At 51.8% G+C, this 18,301-nt stretch carries 13 protein-coding genes; 11 read left to right on the plus strand and 2 right to left on the minus strand.

The features are described from left to right. Positions 1 to 82 precede the first annotated feature (82 nt). The 9 genes from ACFQ0N_RS02420 (at position 83) to ACFQ0N_RS02460 (ending at position 14,089) form a co-directional block, all read left to right on the plus strand. Positions 83 to 1,672 carry an extracellular solute-binding protein gene (locus ACFQ0N_RS02420; RefSeq protein ID WP_379322988.1) on the plus strand — a complete coding sequence of 530 codons (1,590 nt, stop codon included), beginning with the start codon at positions 83 to 85 and terminating at the stop codon, positions 1,670 to 1,672. Between the two features lie 12 nt (positions 1,673 to 1,684). Then, a complete protein-coding gene (locus tag ACFQ0N_RS02425) occupies positions 1,685 to 2,638 on the plus strand; it encodes an ABC transporter permease (protein WP_379322747.1) in 954 nt (317 codons plus the stop codon). Between the two features lie 16 nt (positions 2,639 to 2,654). Further along, entirely contained in the window at positions 2,655 to 3,533 is an 879-nt protein-coding gene (locus ACFQ0N_RS02430; RefSeq protein ID WP_379322748.1) for a carbohydrate ABC transporter permease, read from the plus strand. A gap of 26 nt (positions 3,534 to 3,559) precedes the next feature. After that, positions 3,560 to 8,461: an S-layer homology domain-containing protein gene (locus ACFQ0N_RS02435; RefSeq protein ID WP_379322749.1), complete on the plus strand. Its 4,902-nt coding sequence runs from the start codon at positions 3,560 to 3,562 to the stop codon at positions 8,459 to 8,461. A gap of 305 nt (positions 8,462 to 8,766) precedes the next feature. Continuing rightward, positions 8,767 to 10,044: a serine--tRNA ligase gene (serS, locus tag ACFQ0N_RS02440; protein WP_379322750.1), complete on the plus strand. Its 1,278-nt coding sequence runs from the start codon at positions 8,767 to 8,769 to the stop codon at positions 10,042 to 10,044. Between the two features lie 146 nt (positions 10,045 to 10,190). Then, a complete protein-coding gene (locus ACFQ0N_RS02445) occupies positions 10,191 to 11,153 on the plus strand; it encodes an AAA family ATPase (RefSeq protein WP_379322751.1) in 963 nt (320 codons plus the stop codon). 42 nt (positions 11,154 to 11,195) lie between these two features. Beyond that, positions 11,196 to 12,287, plus strand: coding sequence for a DUF58 domain-containing protein (locus ACFQ0N_RS02450; RefSeq protein ID WP_379322752.1), 1,092 nt, complete (start codon positions 11,196 to 11,198; stop codon positions 12,285 to 12,287). Between the two features lie 2 nt (positions 12,288 to 12,289). Beyond that, complete coding sequence (locus ACFQ0N_RS02455) at positions 12,290 to 13,621, plus strand: DUF4129 domain-containing protein (RefSeq protein ID WP_379322753.1); 1,332 nt, start codon at positions 12,290 to 12,292, stop codon at positions 13,619 to 13,621. A 102-nt stretch (positions 13,622 to 13,723) separates the two neighbouring features. Beyond that, positions 13,724 to 14,089, plus strand: coding sequence for a hypothetical protein (locus ACFQ0N_RS02460; protein ID WP_379322754.1), 366 nt, complete (start codon positions 13,724 to 13,726; stop codon positions 14,087 to 14,089). 57 nt (positions 14,090 to 14,146) lie between these two features. Here the strand turns inward: ACFQ0N_RS02460 and ACFQ0N_RS02465 are convergent, their stop codons facing one another. Continuing rightward, on the minus strand, positions 14,147 to 14,920 hold the full coding sequence (locus ACFQ0N_RS02465; RefSeq protein ID WP_379322755.1) for an alpha/beta hydrolase: 774 nt from the start codon (positions 14,918 to 14,920) through the stop codon (positions 14,147 to 14,149). Between the two features lie 118 nt (positions 14,921 to 15,038). Between ACFQ0N_RS02465 and ACFQ0N_RS02470 the strand changes: the two genes are divergently transcribed. Beyond that, entirely contained in the window at positions 15,039 to 15,998 is a 960-nt protein-coding gene (locus tag ACFQ0N_RS02470) for a serine hydrolase domain-containing protein (RefSeq protein ID WP_379322756.1), read from the plus strand. Here ACFQ0N_RS02470 and ACFQ0N_RS02475 read toward each other — a convergent pair. Further along, positions 15,946 to 16,323: a glyoxalase superfamily protein gene (locus tag ACFQ0N_RS02475; RefSeq protein ID WP_379322989.1), complete on the minus strand. Its 378-nt coding sequence runs from the start codon at positions 16,321 to 16,323 to the stop codon at positions 15,946 to 15,948. The two genes, ACFQ0N_RS02470 and ACFQ0N_RS02475, sit on opposite strands and share 53 nt — an antisense overlap. A gap of 179 nt (positions 16,324 to 16,502) precedes the next feature. On the opposite strand from ACFQ0N_RS02475, the gene ACFQ0N_RS02480 reads away from it, so the two are divergent. Beyond that, on the plus strand, positions 16,503 to 18,257 hold the full coding sequence (locus tag ACFQ0N_RS02480) for an ABC transporter ATP-binding protein (protein WP_379322757.1): 1,755 nt from the start codon (positions 16,503 to 16,505) through the stop codon (positions 18,255 to 18,257). Positions 18,258 to 18,301: the final 44 nt, after the last annotated feature.

The raw sequence follows: 18,301 nt of genomic DNA on the forward strand, positions 1-18,301 counted from the left end.
GAATCAACCGACTTCAAATTAAAGGAGGCGCAACACCTTGCAAACAAAAAAGAAAATATGGCCGATTGCATTAACCGCTGCCATGACAGGGAGCTTGCTTAGCGGCTGCGGCAGCGATGGCGGAGTGAAACCGGAGGGGGCTGCCGGCGAGACGCAAAAGGAAGCAAGCGATGGCGGGGCCCAGCCAAAAGGGGCGGAGTACCCTGCTTCGATTACGTATTGGGTTGGTCTGAACGGCAATGCCGGCGCTACTATGAAAAGCTACAATGGCATTGCCGCTTATAAGGAAATTGAAAAGCTGACTGGAACGAAGGTGGAGTTTCAGCATCCGCCCGCCGGTCAGGAAAGCGATCAATTTAATTTGGTCTTTTCGTCAAGCAAAATGCCGGACGTAATAGAGTACACAATGTCGAACATTCCTAAGGGGCCGGACAATGCCATTAAAGAAAAGCGGATCCTGCGCCTGAATGAGCTGATCGAGGAGCACGCGCCAAATTTGAAAGCGATTTTGGAGGCGAATCCGGAATATAAAAAGCTCATTACGACCGATGACGGCAATATTTATGTATTTCCTTTCATTCGCGGGGATGAACTGCTGTTGACCTATCACGGGCCGACGATTCGCAAAGACTGGCTGGATAAATTGAATTTGTCCGTTCCGGAGACGATTGATGAATGGGAGCAGGTTTTGAAGGCATTCCGCGATCAGGATCCGAACGGCAATGGCAAGAAGGATGAAATTCCGTTCCTATTAAATATCGACGAGTTGAACACGGGCCATGCTTTTATCGGTGCCTACGGCATTACGAACAGCTTTTATCATGAAAACGGCCAGGTGAAATTCGGGCCGATGCAGCCGGAATATAAGCAGTTTTTGACGACAATGAACCGCTGGTACAAGGAAGGGCTGATCGATAAGGATTATGCGCTAACAGATGCCAAATTGCGCGATGCGAAGGTTACCGGCAATCAGCTCGGCTCGCTCATCACTTATGCAGGCAGCGGGGTCGGCCGTTTTAATGATTTGATGAAGGAGCAGACCCCGGATTTTGTACTGGCCGCGACTCCGTATCCAGCCTTGGAGAAGGGCGGAAAATCGATCGGGCAGATGGAGTTTCCTTTTGCAGGGGTTGGCGCCTCCATAACCGCTTCGGCAAAAGAGCCGGAAAAGATCGCAAAATGGCTGGACTTAAAATATAGCGAAGAGGGGCATCTGCTGTTTAACTTCGGTATTGAAGGCGAGAGCTACACGATGAAGGACGGCTACCCGACCTATACAGACCAGATTTTGCATAACCCGGACGGGCTGCCGATTACGCAAGCTATGGCGCAATATTTTACCGCCAGCTGGAGCGGGCCTTTTATTCAGGATCGCCGCTATGTAGAGCAGTATTATGCGACAGAGGTGCAGCGGAACGCGCTTGATATGTGGATGCAGGCCGATCATAGCAAGTTAATGCCGCCGACGACGATGACAGCGGATGAAAGCGCGAAATATGCTTCAATTATGAATGATATCGACACCTATCATAAGGAAATGTTGAACAAATTTATTATTGGTTCGGAATCGCTGGATAACTTCGACGCCTTTACCAGCAAGCTGAGCAGCATGGGAATCGAAGAAGCAATCAAGCTGAAGCAAAACGCGCTTGACCGGTTTAATCAAAGATAGGAGATAAATGCGATGGAACAAATAACCGTCCCGAAAGCGGTGTTCAAACAGAAGAGCGGCCTGCGCTTGCGCATGCTGAAAGATTTGAAGCAAAATAAATACGTTTATTTGATGGTACTGCCGGTCGTCGCCTACTACTTGCTGTTTCATTACGGGCCTTTATATGGCATTCAGATCGCCTTCAAAAATTTTTCGCCGTCACTTGGCATTTCAGATAGTCCATGGGCCGGGCTTTACCATTTTGAACAATTTTTTAATAGTATTTATTTTTGGCGGTTAATTCGCAATACGGTGCTATTAAGCGCATTCGACCTGCTTCTGTCTTTCCCGGCTCCGATCCTGCTGGCGCTCTTGATGAATGAGATTCGCTCCCGTATTTTCAAAAGATCGGTACAGACGATAACCTACCTGCCGCACTTTGTATCCATTGTCGTAGTCGTCGGGATGATGGTCGACTTTCTGTCGCGGGACGGTTTGATCAACAGCATCATTGGCTGGTTCGGTCTGGAACAGACAGCATTTCTGGGAGAGCCGGGCTGGTTTCGGTCGTTGTACATTTTTTCTGGCATTTGGCAAAATATCGGCTGGGGAACGATCATTTATTTGGCGGCCATTTCCAGCATTGATCCTACCCTGTATGAAGCTGCCAAGGCAGATGGGGCCAATCGATGGAAGCAAGCGATTCATGTTACGATCCCGGGAATTATGCCGACGATTATCATTTTGCTCATTTTGCAAATCGGCAATTTGATGACGGTAGGCACTGAAAAAATATTGCTGATGTACAATCCGTTCACTTATGAAACTGCGGATGTCATTCAAACCTATGTGTACCGCAAAGGACTGCTGGAGGCGGATTTCAGCTACAGTACAGCAATTGGCTTGTTCAACTCGGTCATTAACTTTACGCTGCTTCTATTGGCTAATTCGATCAGCAGACGATTGACGGAGACGAAGCTGTGGTGAGGGAGGCTTGGACAACATGATGAAGACGAGTATAAGCGGAAAGATGTTTGATACAGGAAATACCATTCTGATGCTGCTTCTGTGCTTTATAACCGCTTATCCCTTTTTGTATATTTTTATCGCATCAGTCAGCGATCCGTCCTGGCTCGTGCAGCAGCGGGGAATGATCTGGTTTCCGGAAGGCTTTACGATGGCGGCCTACAATCTGGTCTTTGACAATCCGATGATCCGGACGGGATATTTGAACACATTATTCATCCTTGTCATCGGTACTGCGCTTAATGTATTAGTGACCTCGTTCGGAGCATACGCGCTTTCGCGCAGAGAGGTAATGTGGAAGCATCCGATTATGTTTTTAATCGTCTTTACAATGTTTTTTCAGGGCGGCATTATTCCGAGCTATTTGCTTGTAGACGGCCTCGGTTTGCTGGACAGCCGCTGGGCGCTTATTCTTCCGGGGCTGGTAAGCGCATTCAATTTGATCATTATGCGCACTTCCTTTGCGGCAGTGCCGGTCAGTCTGGAAGAGTCGGCCAAGCTCGACGGCGCCAACGATTTTACTGTGCTGTTTCGGATTGTTTTGCCGCTATCCTTGCCGGTCGTAGCCGTCATGATACTATTTTACGGCGTGTCGCATTGGAATGCGTGGTTCGGCGCAATGATCTACCTCAGGGACCGCGAATTATTCCCGCTTCAGCTTGTGCTGCGCGAAATATTAATTACGAACAGTACGGACAGTATGTTGACGGGAGTAGGCGGCGGTGACCGGATGCCGATCGGCGAAACGATCAAATATGCGACGATTATCGTCGCTACAGTGCCGATCCTGGTACTTTATCCGTTTTTGCAGCGTTATTTTGTGAAGGGTGTCATGATTGGAGCGATTAAGGAATAACGAAATTCCGTGAGGGAGGAATTGTTGTGCCGGTTCGCAGGGCGAGAAGAGGAATCATGATTCTGTTAGCGCTATTTTTAGTCATGGATAACGGCTTGTGGGCAATACCACATATTGCGGCCGCCGAAGAGGGGCTGTCGGAGGTAGTGATCCCGAATGGAAGCTATGAACAGGTAACAGATGGCATGCCCAGTCTATGGGGCACCTGGTCGCCTACCGGTACGCCGGTATATGGTGTAACGGACGCCGTCTACAAGGCTGGCAGCAGGTCTCTCTTTATTCAAGCGCCGGACAGCCGTATTGTTCGGGGCGCTGTCACTCAAAGAATTCCGCTTCATGATGCGCCTAAAGGGATCAATTATAAAATGAGCCAGTGGATGAAGACGGAGAATGTGACCGGAAAGGCCTATTTCCGCGTGCAAATTTACAATCAGGCCGGCACGCGCATTGGCGATCTGATAGAAGCTCCCTCTTTGCAGGGGACGAACGATTGGACGCTGGTGGAGAAAATAATCGAAATGCCTGCCGAGGCTGTAAGTTTTGTTTGGGAAAACTTTTTGGAAAACAGTACGGGAACCGTCTGGTTTGACGATGCCGTGCTGAAACCGTGGATTCGAGCGGAGCGCATCGCGCTTGATCAGTCCAAGTTTGCTTTGCCTGTGGGCGGAGAGGCGGCATTGACCGCTGAGGTCATCCCGGCAAATGCGATGAACAAAGAGATAGTCTGGAGCTCTTCCGATCCGGCCACGGCAGTCGTCAGCAGCGAAGGGGTAGTAGCGGGCATCTCGCAAGGAACGGCAATCATTACAGCGCGGACGGCAGATGGCGATGTGCAAGCGGATTGCATCGTCATTGTCGGCAGTGAGGAGCTTGTTGTGCCGGACGATGAGCGGGAGATGGAGCAGGGCGGGATGCTTGACGGGCGAATTGCAGTAAGCTCAAGTTATCAGGCACCACTAAGCTTTAGTACATTGATAAAGCCGCAGCATGGCATCGTGAATATACAGTCATCTGGAGAATGGCGTTATTATCCGGAGCCTGATTTTCATGGCGCAGACAGTTTTACTGTGAATGTACGCGACGGAGCAGGCCGATTCGCTGTATCGGTCGTAACGGTACTCGTGCATCCCGTCAATCGGGCGCCATATGTGGCGGATAGCGTATATCCGACGATTCAGAACAAGGTAATCACCGGTAAGACCGGGGCAAAGGACCCCGATGGCGATGTACTGAGCTATACGGTCGGCACCGCCCCGCAGCACGGGCGGGTGGAACTGCAGGCGAATGGAGAATGGACTTATACGCCCGATCCTGATTATATTGGCGAGGATATGTTCACGATTGCTGTAAGCGATCAGCGTGGCGGGCAGGCGAGTGGTACGATTCGCGTCTATATGGCGCCCACTGCTGCTGCCTTGGTACAGGAACTGAAGGACAGGCAGCCTGGCCGGCGCCATCCGCGAATTTTGGCGACGGCTGACGATTTTACGCGCATTCGGCAGCTGATCGTGAGTGATCCGGCGATGCAGAAGTGGTATGGGATCGTCAAACGCGAAGGGGACAGCAAGCTTTCGCAGCCTGTTGTGCCTTATTTGAAGCCGGACGGCTTGCGTCTGCGTACGGAGTCGGCTTCTATCATTGCCAATATGGCGTTTTTATATCAAATTTCGGGTGAAAGCAAATATGCGGATCGGGCCGTAACGGAGCTGCTCCATGTCTCATCCTCTGCTTATCCGGATTGGAGCCCCGGCCATTTTCTCGACGATGCCACGATGACTTACGGCGTTGCCATCGGTTACGACTGGCTCTACGACTATATGACTGAAGGGCAGAGCCAGCAAATTAAGCAAGCCATTGTCGCAAAGGGACTGCAGGAAGGCGAAAAGCTGTACCGGAATATGACCTACTGGACAAAAAACGATAATAACTGGAACTTTGTATGCAATGCCGGCATGATCATCGGCGCACTTGCAATCGCCGAAGAGGAAGAGGCGATAGCCGGAGCTGTGCTGCAGGGCGCTTTTCAATCGCTGCAGTATGGCTTGCGGCAGTACGCGCCGGACGGCTCGGCGCTCGAAGGGCCGGCCTACTGGGAATACGGCTCGAGCTACTTAGTCTATATGTTGTCTGCGCTGGAGACGGCCTATGGCCATGATTTCGGCTTCTCTGCAGCGGAAGGCATTGCAGATACGGCGAAATACCCGCTTTACATTGCCGGGGCGAAGGGAACCTTCAATTATTCGGACAATGCGGAAGCCTTCATTCCAGGCCGATTATTGCTGTGGTTCGCCCAGCGGTATGAAGAAGCGGATTACGCCTGGTATCACCGCTTTGTCAATGCCAAAGCCGAACAGATCAGCCTCTACGATCTGCTCTGGTATCGTCCGGAATTGTATAACGGCAGTGAGCCTCAGCATAAGGACTACTATTTTGAACGCCAGCAGGCTGTGACAATGCGCAGCTCCTGGGAGGATGCCAACGCGCTGTTTGCCGGCTTCAAAGGGGGTGTCAACGGTTCGCCGCACGGCGATCTTGATATTGGCTCCTTCGTGCTGGATGCGAACGGCGTGCGGTGGGCGATCGATTTTGGCTCAGAGGACTATAATTTGCCCGGTTTTTGGGATATGACCCCTGACGGCGGACGCTGGACCTATTACCGCAAACGTGCGGAAGGTCATAATACGCTTGTCATTCAACCGTCGCAGAAGCCGGATCAAAATGTAACGGCTTCAGCGCCAATCATTACATCGCAATTCGATTCTCCGGAGGGCGCTTTTGCAATTGCCGATCTGACGCCGGCCTATCGCGCGACAGCAGAATCTGTCAAACGGGGAACGGCTTTGATCGATCACCGCAGACAGTTTGTTGTACAGGATGAAATCAAGCTGAAAGCGCCTGCGGAGCTGTATTGGTTCATGCATACCCGTGCAGCAATTGAGCTTAGCGATGACGGCAGGACGGCAATATTGACGCAGCAGGGAAGAAAACTTGCCGTCCAGTTACAGACTGCAGATGGCGCGCGCTTTAGTGTGATGAGTGCAGAGCCGCTGCCGTCTTCGCCCAACCCCGCCGGACAAACGATGAACATTGGCGTGAAAAAGCTGGCCATTCATTGGGACGAGGTATTGAGTACACAGATTCGCGTTCAGATGACGCCGCTGGCGGGCGAGGAAACTTTGCCGGCGCTGCCTGGGAATTGGCCGGCTTTGGATGAATGGCAGGTCGAGCAGGGGGAGATTGCACAGCTGGACGGGATAACGATTGACGGAGAACCGCTACCCGCCTTCGCTCCAGAACGTTATTTGTATGAAGTGAAGCTGCCTTATGGACAAAAGCAAGTTCCTGTCATCGGGGCTTCATATGCAGACAGTTACGTGGCAACCGTAACGCAGGCAGCGCAGCTGCCAGGCCGGGCACGAATTGCTGTTACGGACCCAAAAGGGGTGAAAAAGCCGTCCGTCTATTATATCGAATTTACTAATCCGCTGCAGTTCGGCATACCGCAAGATCGCGAGCGCTGGCAGGCGGTAAGTGTCCTGGCAAGCGAGGATGACGGCAATATTGCGGAAAATACGCTCGATAATGACCTGGCAACACGCTGGTCAGCTTCGGGGCGGCAGTGGATTCAGTATGATCTTGGAGAAGCAAGGGAGCTTGCCGCAATCAGCATAGCCTGGTATATGGGAAACACACGCTCCAGCTTCTTCCACATTGAGCTCTCGGACGACGGTCAGCTGTGGCGGACGGTGTTTGAGGGAGAAAGCTCGGGGCAATCCACAGATCATGAGCTATACCCGTTTACTGCCGAAACGGCGCGCTATGTGCGCATTCAAGGCTTTGGCAATAATCAGAATGCATGGAACAGTATAACTGAAGTCGGTTTTTACGGGCCGCTGCTAGAAGAGGAAGAAGAACAACCAGGCGAAGAGCCTGGTGAGGAACCCGGCGAAGAACCTGGAGAAGAGCCGGGCGAGGAGCCCGAGGGGGAAAATCCGGAGGAAGAGCCCCAGCCTGGAAATGCGGGTGTGCAGTTGTCAGATAATACTGATTTACTTAGGGTGGAAATAACTTCCAACGGAAAAATTGTGGAGCTCAACCCCGCATTCTCCTACGCCAACTTGAATTATACGGCTGCTACAGATACAGAGAAGGTGACGCTTACGGTTAAGGCCGCCTCGTCTTTGGCTGTCGTAAAATGGGAAGGAAAGCAAGTCATTTCGGACATTACGGCCGAGCTGCAAATCGGGGAAAATCACTTCACCTTTGTCGTAGTAGCCGAAAATGGCGCTGAGCGAGCCTACCATCTTACAATAATGCGTCATCCTGCTAAAGCAGAGCCGGCAGATCCGGAGAACTACGCAGGCTGCAGCTCGAGCGAAAATAGTTTTACAGATATTAACGGGCATTGGGCTGAAAAGGAGATCCACATGGGCAGCTGCTTCAACATCGCAAACAGCTACCCGGACGGAACCTTTAAACCAGACCGGACCGTAACCCGTGCCGAATTTGTTGTGATGCTGATGAATAGCATCAAAGGAGCGGCAGAATCTGAGCAGAGCAGCAATTATACGGATGCAGCGGCGATTCCAGCTTGGGCAAAAGCGCAAATTGCGCAAGCGACCGGTCTTGGAATTGTAACGGGCTTTGCAGATGGTTCCTTCCGTCCGGCTGCTGTAATAACGCGCGCCGAACTGGCTGCGATGGCGGTTCGGGCCGGCGGAAAGAAGGCTGCTGCCCTTTCTGAGCGGCAAAAGTCTCCATTTGCCGATTATGCCGGCATCGCCAAATGGGCGCAGCCATATGCGGCAGCAGCAAAGGCAAGCGGGCTTATGCAGGGAGGAAGCGGCGGCCGCTTTATGCCGGACAGCATCGTAACCCGGGCGGAAGCGATAACGGTGCTGCTCAGGCTGCACACATTAATAGAATAGCAGTAATAGCGCCCGAGACTTGCGTTCATACGGCAAAGCTGGTATAATGCAAGCATCTTGAAGTCAATTTCATAAGTAAAACAGGCCTATGAAGAGCTTCCAACTCTGAGGCGTTATGATCAGAATGATATGACAGTGGTTTGTCGTATACGATACATTCTCTAAGTATTCCGGTACCGCACCGTTAGAGGCGGATCAAGTGAGTCGATTTTGATCGGCTAATTTGGGTGGCACCGCGAGCGCGCTCCTCGTCCCATATGTGGATGAGGAGCGTGTTTTTATTTACGATAGGGAGTGGGTTACAAATGTTGGATATCAAGGTAATTCGTGAACGGGCTCAAGAGGTCCAGCAGGCTGCAAGGCAAAAAGGCCTTGAATTTAATGTGGAGCAGCTGCTCGCGGCTGATGCAAAAAGACGTCAACTGGTTGTTGAGGTGGAGACAATGCGGGCCGAACGCAATCGCCATTCGGCCGCGATTACTAAGCTGCTGCGCGCAGGCAAGCAGGAGGAGTTTGAGCGGGAAAAGCAGTTGGCGGCGCTTCGCGGCGAGCAGCTTAAGGGTTTGGAGGAGCAGCTTAGGCAGACGGATGAGGTCTTTGATGCGCTCATGCTGCAGGTGCCTAATCTGGTTTCGCCAGATACGCCTGTGGGAACAAGCGATGCTGATAATGTGGAGGTAAGACGCTGGGGAGAGGCAGTGCAGCAGCCTTTTCAAATGCTTGATCATGTCGAGCTGGGAGAGCGGCATGGGCTGATGGATCTGCAGCGCGGCGTGAAAATTGGCGGCAGCCGGCATTATGTGCTGCAAAATAACGGCCAGCTACTGCACCGGGCTGTGCAGCAGCTGGCGCTCGATTTACTGGCTGACCGCGGCTACCGGCTGCTGGACGTTCCGATGATGGTCAAGGAGCAGGCGCTTACCGCAACGGGCTTTTTTCCGGCCAATCGCGACCAGACGTTTGCCATTGCCGGGGAGGATAGCTTTCTCGCCGGCACGTCGGAGGTGCCGCTTGTAGCGCTCTATAGCGATGAAGTCATTGATTTGAGCGAGCCGCTGCGTCTCGCTGCGGCTACGCCATGTTTTCGCAGTGAGGTTGGCTCGGCTGGCCGGGATGTGCACGGCTTGTATCGGGTTCATCAATTTGCCAAAGTGGAGCAGGTGGTGATCTGCCAGGCGGATGCCGAGCTGTCGGAACAGCTGCTGCAGCAGATGGTAGCGAATGCCGAGCAGCTTTTGCAACTGCTCGAGCTGCCTTACCGGGTCGTGGCTGTATGTACAGGCGATATGTCGCAAAAAACGTATAAGCAATACGACATTGAAACATGGATGCCAAGCCGCGGCAGCTATGGAGAAACGCATTCGGCATCGAACATCCATGAATTTCAGGCGCGGCGGGCGCGGATCCGCTATCGGGACGATGCCGGCAACTTGCAATATGCGCATACCCTGAACAACACGATGGTAGCCAGTCCGCGTATATTAATCCCGTTGCTTGAAAATCATCAGCAGGCCGATGGGACAATCTATATTCCGCCTGCGCTGCGACCTTATATGCGGGGGCAAAAGGCGCTTCAGCCTTAAGTGATGAGAAAAACAATCATTGCAGTGTTTGCCGCTTGGCTGCAATGATTGTTTTTTACTTTTGTATGGCGATCAACACTTTGAACGGGTATACTGGAAAAAACAAATAACCTTTAGCTGCAGAAGAGAAGGGAGCTTAATCTCAAATGAGTATGAAATCCATTCATCAACTGGCAGAGCGAATTCGCGATAATGTCGGGTCTGTTATTGTCGGGAAAGAAGATATCGTCGATAAATTGCTGATCGCTATTATAACGTCAGGTCATGTGCTGCTTGAGGACGTGCCCGGCACAGGCAAAACGCTGCTCGCGAAAGCGCTTGCGAAGTCGCTGGACTGTTCCTTCAAGCGGATTCAATTTACGCCGGATTTGCTGCCGTCGGATTTGAGCGGCATTCATTACTATAATCAAAAGCTGTCGGAGTTTGAGTTCCGGCCGGGCCCGTTATTCGCCAACCTGGTGCTGGCGGACGAAATTAACCGCGCGACGCCGCGGACACAGTCCAGTCTGCTCGAATGTATGGAGGAGCGGCAGCTTAGTATCGATGGGACGACTCATACGCTTGAGCGGCCATTTCTCGTTATTGCGACCCAAAACCCGGTAGAGCAGCAAGGCACATTCCCGCTGCCGGAAGCGCAGCTTGACCGGTTTTTGTTCAAAGTAAGGATGGGCTATCCGACTGCTGAAGAGGGGCTGGCGATTCTGAAGCGCTTCATTGCGGACAGTCCGCTTGAACAGCTGCAGCCGGTTGTCGGCATCGCCGACATATTGGAGGCGCAGCGCATCTACCCGACAGTACAGGTAAGCGATGAGCTGCTTCGTTATATGCTGGATATTGTAGAAGGAACGAGGCAGCATGCCGATGTGCTGCTTGGAGTCAGCCCGCGCGGCAGTCAAGCGCTGCTCAAAGCGAGTCAAGTTCAGGCGGCGCTGCGCGGCAGAGACTACGTCTCGCCGGATGATATTAAGGCGATGGCCGTGCCGGTGCTGGCGCATCGTATGGCGCTGCGCAGCTCGCAGCGGCTGCGGGAGCATGCGGCAGAGCAGGTGATTCAGTCCTTGCTTGGACAAATTCCGGTTCCGGCTGATCGCCCGCTGATGTCCCGTTAACGGCAGTGAAGATCAGGTATAGGAGGGGAGGAGCGGTAAGCGATGGGCATCCACTGGTTTATATTGAGTGCAGTCGCCGTTTTGATTATTCAATGGCAGTTGTTCAAGCGGCTGGGAATGAAGAAAGTGCACTATAGCAGAAACTTCAATACCACGCATTGCTTTGAGGGCGATCGGATAGAAATGGTGGAGAAGCTGGCCAATCACAGCATGCTGCCGCTGCCCTGGCTGCGTGTCGAGTCGCAGCTGCATACAGGATTAAGGTTCGACAGTGAATTTAATTTTGACGTCAGTCAAGGGCAATTTTATCAAAATCATAAAAGTTTGTTCAGTCTGATGGGCTATAAGCAATTGACGCGAAGGCATACTGTTCAATGCGTACAGCGCGGCTGCTACAGGCTCACCTCAGCTTCGCTCACTTCCGGGGATCTGTTCGGGCTGCATAAAGCGTGGATGAATGTACCGCTGCAGGAGCAGTTGATCGTGTACCCTAAGCCGGTCGATCGCTCGGAGATTCATTTGCCGTCCAATAGCTGGCAAGGTGATATTTCGGTGAAACGCTGGATTGTGGAAGATCCATTCTACATTACCGGCGTACGCGATTATCAGCAAGGCGATCCGCTGAAGGCCATCAATTGGAACGCCACGGCGCGCGCCGGCAAACTGCAGGTCCATCAGCGGGACTATACGGCGGATTATCGCCTAATGGTCGTCCTCAATGTAGAGGATCATGCTGGCATGTGGGATACGGTGAACGATACGGAGACGATAGAGCAGGGAATCCGCTATGCGGCCGGCATTATTCAATATGCATCCGAGCAAGGACTGGAGGTTGGCTTCGCCGCCAATGGCCATGATCTGGACGTCCCGGGACGCCCGGTCCATGTCGGGACAGGCAGCGGGCATGAGCATTTTATGGCGACGCTGGAGCAAATGTCACGCCTGGTCATCGCCCGTGCAGTCCCGTTCGATACGCTGCTGGAGCAGATGGCTGAAGAGCTTGATGCACGCTGCGATCTGCTCGTTGTATCTGCTTTTATGAGCGACAAAATAAATGCGGTCATGGAGCGAATCCGTTCGGAAGGCCACGGCGCGCACTGGATGCCGATTGATGCAGCGAAGGGAGCGGCTTGATCATGAACGCTGCAGAAATGGAACAAAAAAACAGTCATAAGGAGAATATCAGCTGGCAGCTGGTACAGCGGGGACTGCTGGAGCTGCTGCTATATTTCCCGTTGTTTCTCGTCGCAGCCCGTTACGGAATAAAAGCGCAGCATAACTGGCTCTGGCTTGCCGGGCTGCCGATAGGCATGCTTGCAGGCTACGCGCTTAATCGGATGCTCAAGTTTCATCATCCGTTCACTGTCGGGCTAGTTTCACTGCCCATTGGAGCTATTTCCGGTTTTCTGTTTTTCGGCGCCACAATTAGTGGAGCTGTTGCGGCTGCACCAGCCGTGTTCGGCCTGTACCGCGGCGCCAGAATTTTTCATCTCGGCTTTGCCGGCAAGCAGCCGGTGCGCCCCTATTTGCTAGGAATTCTTTATTATTTTATGACTTCAGCGATCTGCTTGCGTTTGGAGCCGTTTGCAGCTGATGCCCCTATACTATTGATCGGCGGATTCACTAGTCTGGTGCTAACCTTTTTCGCGATAAACAGCCAAATGGTCGGCGATGAGTCATTCTCCGGAAGCCGGGAAAAGCCAAGAGTCGAGGCCGCGGTGCGCCGCTATAACGGCTGGCTGGTGTCGGCGATGATTATTTTAACCTTAATCATCGGCTTCTCGTATCAAATCCAGCTATTGCTACGCACATTGTGGGCTTATTTATCCGAGTGGCTGCAGGCTTTGCTGCAAGGCGGAGGAACGGGGGAAGAGCCGCTCGTTCAGCCGATGCCTGAGAACAGTCAGCCGCCCATGCTGCCAGAGCCGGGCAAGACCTCGCCGTTCTGGGAATACTTGTCTTATCTGTTTATTGGGCTGCTCATCATCGCAGCGATCTGGATCGTTTTCCGGCTCCTAAAATATGTGCCAGGCTGGATTCGGGCGCTGCAGGAGAGGCTGGCATGGCTGTTTGGCAGGGAGCGTGCCGCGCAAGCCGCTCAGGGATATGTCGATGAAGTCGAAAATATTCATAAAGAGCGGCGGATAGGGGACTGGTTCCGCAAACGCGGACACAGCGGAGGAAGATGGAAGGACATGCAAGATAATACGGCGCGTGTGCGTTATCTTTACCGCTTCTGGCTTGATAAACAGATTAAATCGGGGATCGATTTTAGAGCGTATCTTACGCCGTCAGAACTGCAAAGCGAGGCGAGCAAGCTGGGGCGGCCGCAGGCAGACGCTGCGGAAAGCGAACAATTGGAACGCAAGCTGATCGCGCGATATGATGCGGTTCGTTACGGCAATAAAGCAGTTGCTGATGAGGAACTGGCTGCACTGCAGCAGCTCTTACAGCGGAAAAGAAAATAATTCATAAAGCTCCCCTAATTGGTGGATACTAGTAGCTGTATGAGTCAATTTCATAACGGTCACAATTGAAATTGATGAATAAGCAACCAAGGAGGGCTAAAAATGGAAAATAGCGGGATGCCAATCAATAGTCAGCAATTGACTTATGAGCAGTTTCAGGAGCAAGTACAAATGAGACGTGAGCAAGAGCGGCAGCAAGCGCAGCAAGCATTGAAAAAAGCGGGACTCGATAAAGACTCACAGCAGCTGAACCAAATCATTGTCGAATTTCATCATATTAATGAGGAGCTGCAGCTCGCTGAAAACCAATTGCAAAGTCAAATGGATGCCCAAAGACGCCAAATCCAAAGTATTAAGCAGCGGATGCAGCAAGCCGAGCAGCAGGTAAAGAACGTGATTGCCTATATGTCGTCCGCGAACGCGCAGCAACCGCCCAATCAAGCTTATACGGCTCCTTATATGCAATAGGAAAAAGCCTCGGCAGCAGGTCCTTGAGTGGCAGCAGGCCGGGGCTTTTTATGTTTTTTACTGATTTCTGCGGAGCGGCAGCCATTGCAGAACGCGCTGAATTTTCATATCCCAATATCCCCAGTCGTGGTTGCCGGCTTCCTCTTCGTAGGTAAGCGGAAGCTGCAAGCTGAGGGCATGGTCGCGGAAAGCAAGATTGTTTTCGTATAAAAAATCTTCCGTTCCGCAGCATTGATAAAGCAGAGGGACGGAGTCCCTGGCCGCCGCGCGCTTGGCAAGCTCAAACAAGTCGTTTTCACTGCCGACTGCCTCTTCTATGCTGCCGAATATTTTCGCGAAATCTTGGGGGAATACGGTGTTGACATGTGTAATGTCGACAGCGCCTGATAAGCTTGCCGCAGCTTGGTAGCGATCGGGCAGGCTTAAAGCGACCTTGAAAGCACCGTAACCGCCCATCGACAAGCCGGCGACGAAAGTATCTTCCTTTTTGCTGGAAAGAGGAAAAAAGGAACGGGCTATTTCGGGCAGCTCTTCTGTAATAAATGTCCAGTAAGGGTAGCCGCTTTTCATATCCGTATAAAAGCTGCGATGTACGTTTGGCATAATAACTGCAAGTCCCAATGCAGATACATAGCGTTCAATTGAAGTGCGGCGAAGCCAGATCGTATGATCATCGGAAAGGCCATGCAGCAAATAGAGTACCGGGTGCTCATGCTGATCTGCCCGTGATTCCATGCCGATTTGTGAGCGCGCCTGCTGCGGGAGAATGACGGTCATGGAAGTGGACATTCCGAGTGTGTCTGAGTAGAAATCACAATTAATTAATGCCATCAAATATTACCTCCGTTAAATAATGAATTTGCATAATAAACAGTTCGCGGTCCGTTTTAAAAATCCTGTCACTTCGCCAGGCAAATAAACGTATTACCCTTACAAGGGAGGTTGAGCAATGGATATTGAATGGCTGGAGCGAGCCGCTTCAGAGTTCAAGCAATGGCAGATTAAAGATATCGTCGCGATTCAGGACGGAGAGACAAAGTGGGAGTGGCACGAAGGGGATGGGGACCGGGTCAGCGCCATATATTCCTGCACTAAAAGCATTATTTCATCTCTGGTCGGGATAGCGATTTCACGCGGTGAGCTCGCTGACGTGCAGCAGCCGCTGGCGGAGTTTTTTCCGCAGCTTGAAAAGGATCAGGACCGGCGTAAACTGAAGATTCGCCTCAAGCACCTGTTAACGATGACGCCAGGCTTCGACTGGCCGGATTTTGATAAGCCATATTGGGCAATGAAGCGTACGGACGACGCGGTTAAGTTTATTTTGGGGCGTGCAATGGCACACGAGCCGGGTGAGGTCTTTACATATAATTCAGGAGCGTCATACTTGTTATCTGCGATTTTGACGCAAGCGACAGGGCTGTCGGTCTACGATTATGCCGAGCAGCACTTGTTCAGCAAGCTCTCCTTCCGCAAGCCGCGCTGGAATCGATTGCATGGCATTTATGAAGGCGGAGCGGGGCTGCATTTGGCAAGCAAGGATATGGCAAAGTTTGGGCAGCTTTATTTGCAGGGAGGAAGGTGGCAGGGCAAGCAGCTTGTCCCGTCTTCATGGGTAGAGGACAGCACACGGGAGCGGCATAAAGGTTTAATGCATTATGAGCCGCCGATATTTGGCGCATACGGCTACCATTGGTGGATGTCCGGACAAGGGAGCAAGGCCGAATACTATTTTGCCAAAGGCTACGGCGGCCAGTATATTTTTGTCGTGCCGGCCCTGCGGCTTGCGGCCGCAATCCGCAAGGAGGCTACAGGCAAGGCGGACGCCATCTATTCCAAAAGGGTGCTCCTGGACTATCTTATTCCGGCAAGTTCTCATAAAAATGCAGGCGATTGCCAAAAGGATCGGTAATGGAAATCTCCAATGTATTCCACGGCGTTTCTTCAAGTCCAGGCCGGGCAAATTTATACTGCTTCGCCGCGAGCGTTGCATGCAATTCGCGTATATTGCCAGTTTCAATCCGTACGGCGGCGCCGGGACAGCAGTCCCCGTAATGCTCGGTTAAGTGGATGGTGCAGGAGCCGCTGGAAATCTGCATATAGAGCGGCAGCGCCGGCTCGAAGCGGTGTTCCCAATCCAGCTTGAACGATAAAAAGTCCAAATAAAACTGCTTTGCCTTGTGCTCATCGAAAATTCGCAGTATTGGTGTAGGCGAACTCATCGTAATCGTTGACATATGCACGATTCATCTCCTTATATGCAGATGAACCCATCATGGCATTGCCGGGCCGTGGCTGTCAAGTCAGCCGCGTGTTCATCTGCTGTTAAGATGTTGTTCATATTGTGTTCAAATTCGAGCGGTATGCTTTATGTAACGCAAAAGTTACTCTTCATTTATAGAAAGGGATACCGCTTATGGATAACAGTACAATGCAAAAAGGAAAAGGCGACTGGCGGCAATTCGTCAAGCTCATTCGCCAAACGAAACCGTCTATACCGATTTTAATTATTGCCGTTATCATGAGTATAGCGTCAACAATGGTCGGACTTGTCATTCCGTTATTTACAAAAAATCTGGTAGACGGGTTCAGTCTGAGCAGTCTGAGCTTCAGTCAAATTGCGATGATTGCGCTTATCTTCATCGTTCAGACCATAGCAAGCGGCTTGTCGATCTATATGCTTAATCGCATTGGACAGCAAATCGTTGCCTCGCTGCGCGACCGGCTGTGGCGCAAGCTGCTTGTGCTTCCCGTCTCCTACTACGATAACAATCGGACAGGCGAGACGATTAGCCGTATGACCAATGATACCTCTGTGGTAAAATCGTTAATTGCGGAGCATATGACGAGTTTTTTTACAGGAATTATATCCGTTGTGGGCTCGATTGCGGTTTTGCTTTACCTGGATTGGCAAATGACAGCAGTCATGCTTGGCGTCATTCCGCTTGCCGCGCTATTCCTTGTGCCGCTGGGGCGGCAAATGTTTAAAATCTCCAAAGGGCTGCAGGATGAGACTGCTTCCTTCACAACCTTGCTTTCGCAAGTGTTGTCGGAAATTCGTCTCGTGAAATCATCGAATGCGGAAAGCCGGGAATATGCGAGCGGCAAGCAAGGGATTACCAATCTGTTCCGGTTTGGTTTAAAAGAAGCAAAAGTGCAGGCGATGATTGCGCCGCTCATGTTTCTCGTGATGATGCTGCTGCTCGTGGTCATCGTCGGATATGGCGGGATGCGCGTTTCATCGGGGGCATTGTCCGCAGGGGAATTAGTCGCTTTTATTTTGTATTTGATTCAGATCGTAATGCCGATGGGACAAATTACGACTTTTTTTACACAATTTCAAAAAGCGATCGGCGCAACGGACCGCATTATCGAAATGCTGGATTCCGAGGAGGAGGATCATGCTTCCGGCGAGCCTGTTAAGCGGGCGGATCTGCCGATTGTCGTCGACCGTGTCAGCTTTGCCTACAAGCAGGGGGAGCCGATCCTGCGCGATGTCATCTTTCAAGTTGAGCCTGGTACGGTTACAGCCATTGTCGGGCCGAGCGGCGGCGGTAAAACAACACTTTTTTCCTTGCTGGAACGCTATTACACGCCGTCATCAGGTTGCATTAGGCTAGGGGAAACGCAGATTGATAACTATTCCTTGCATTCTTGGAGAAGCCAGTTCGGCTATGTCTCTCAAGAGAGTCCGCTGGTTGCCGGTACGATCAGGGAAAATATAAGCTACGGTGTCGAGCGGGAAGTAACCGAGCAGGAGCTGGTGCGGGCAGCCGAGATGGCGTATGCCGATAAATTTATCCGTGAGTTGCCGGCCGGTTATGAGACAGAGGTCGGTGAGCGCGGGATCAAGCTGTCCGGTGGCCAGCGGCAGCGTATTGCCATTGCCAGAGCGCTGCTGCGCGATCCGAAAATATTAATGCTGGATGAAGCAACCTCAAGTCTGGACAGCAAATCCGAGGTAGTCGTCCAAGAGGCGCTGCAAAACCTGATGAAAGGACGAACTACGCTCGTTATCGCCCACCGGCTGTCGACCGTCGTCGATGCCGATCAGATCATCTTTATTGAGAAAGGGACAGTTACGGGCAGCGGCACTCATGAAGAATTGCTCGCCAGTCACGAGCTTTACCGTGAGTTCGCCAATCAACAATTAAGACTGAATGAAGAGTAGATCATAGCGCTCCTAGAGAAAATAATTCTCAGGGAGCGTTATTT

The organism is Paenibacillus sp. GCM10027626, from assembly GCF_042676285.1.
Taxonomy (GTDB): domain Bacteria; phylum Bacillota; class Bacilli; order Paenibacillales; family Paenibacillaceae; genus Paenibacillus_Z.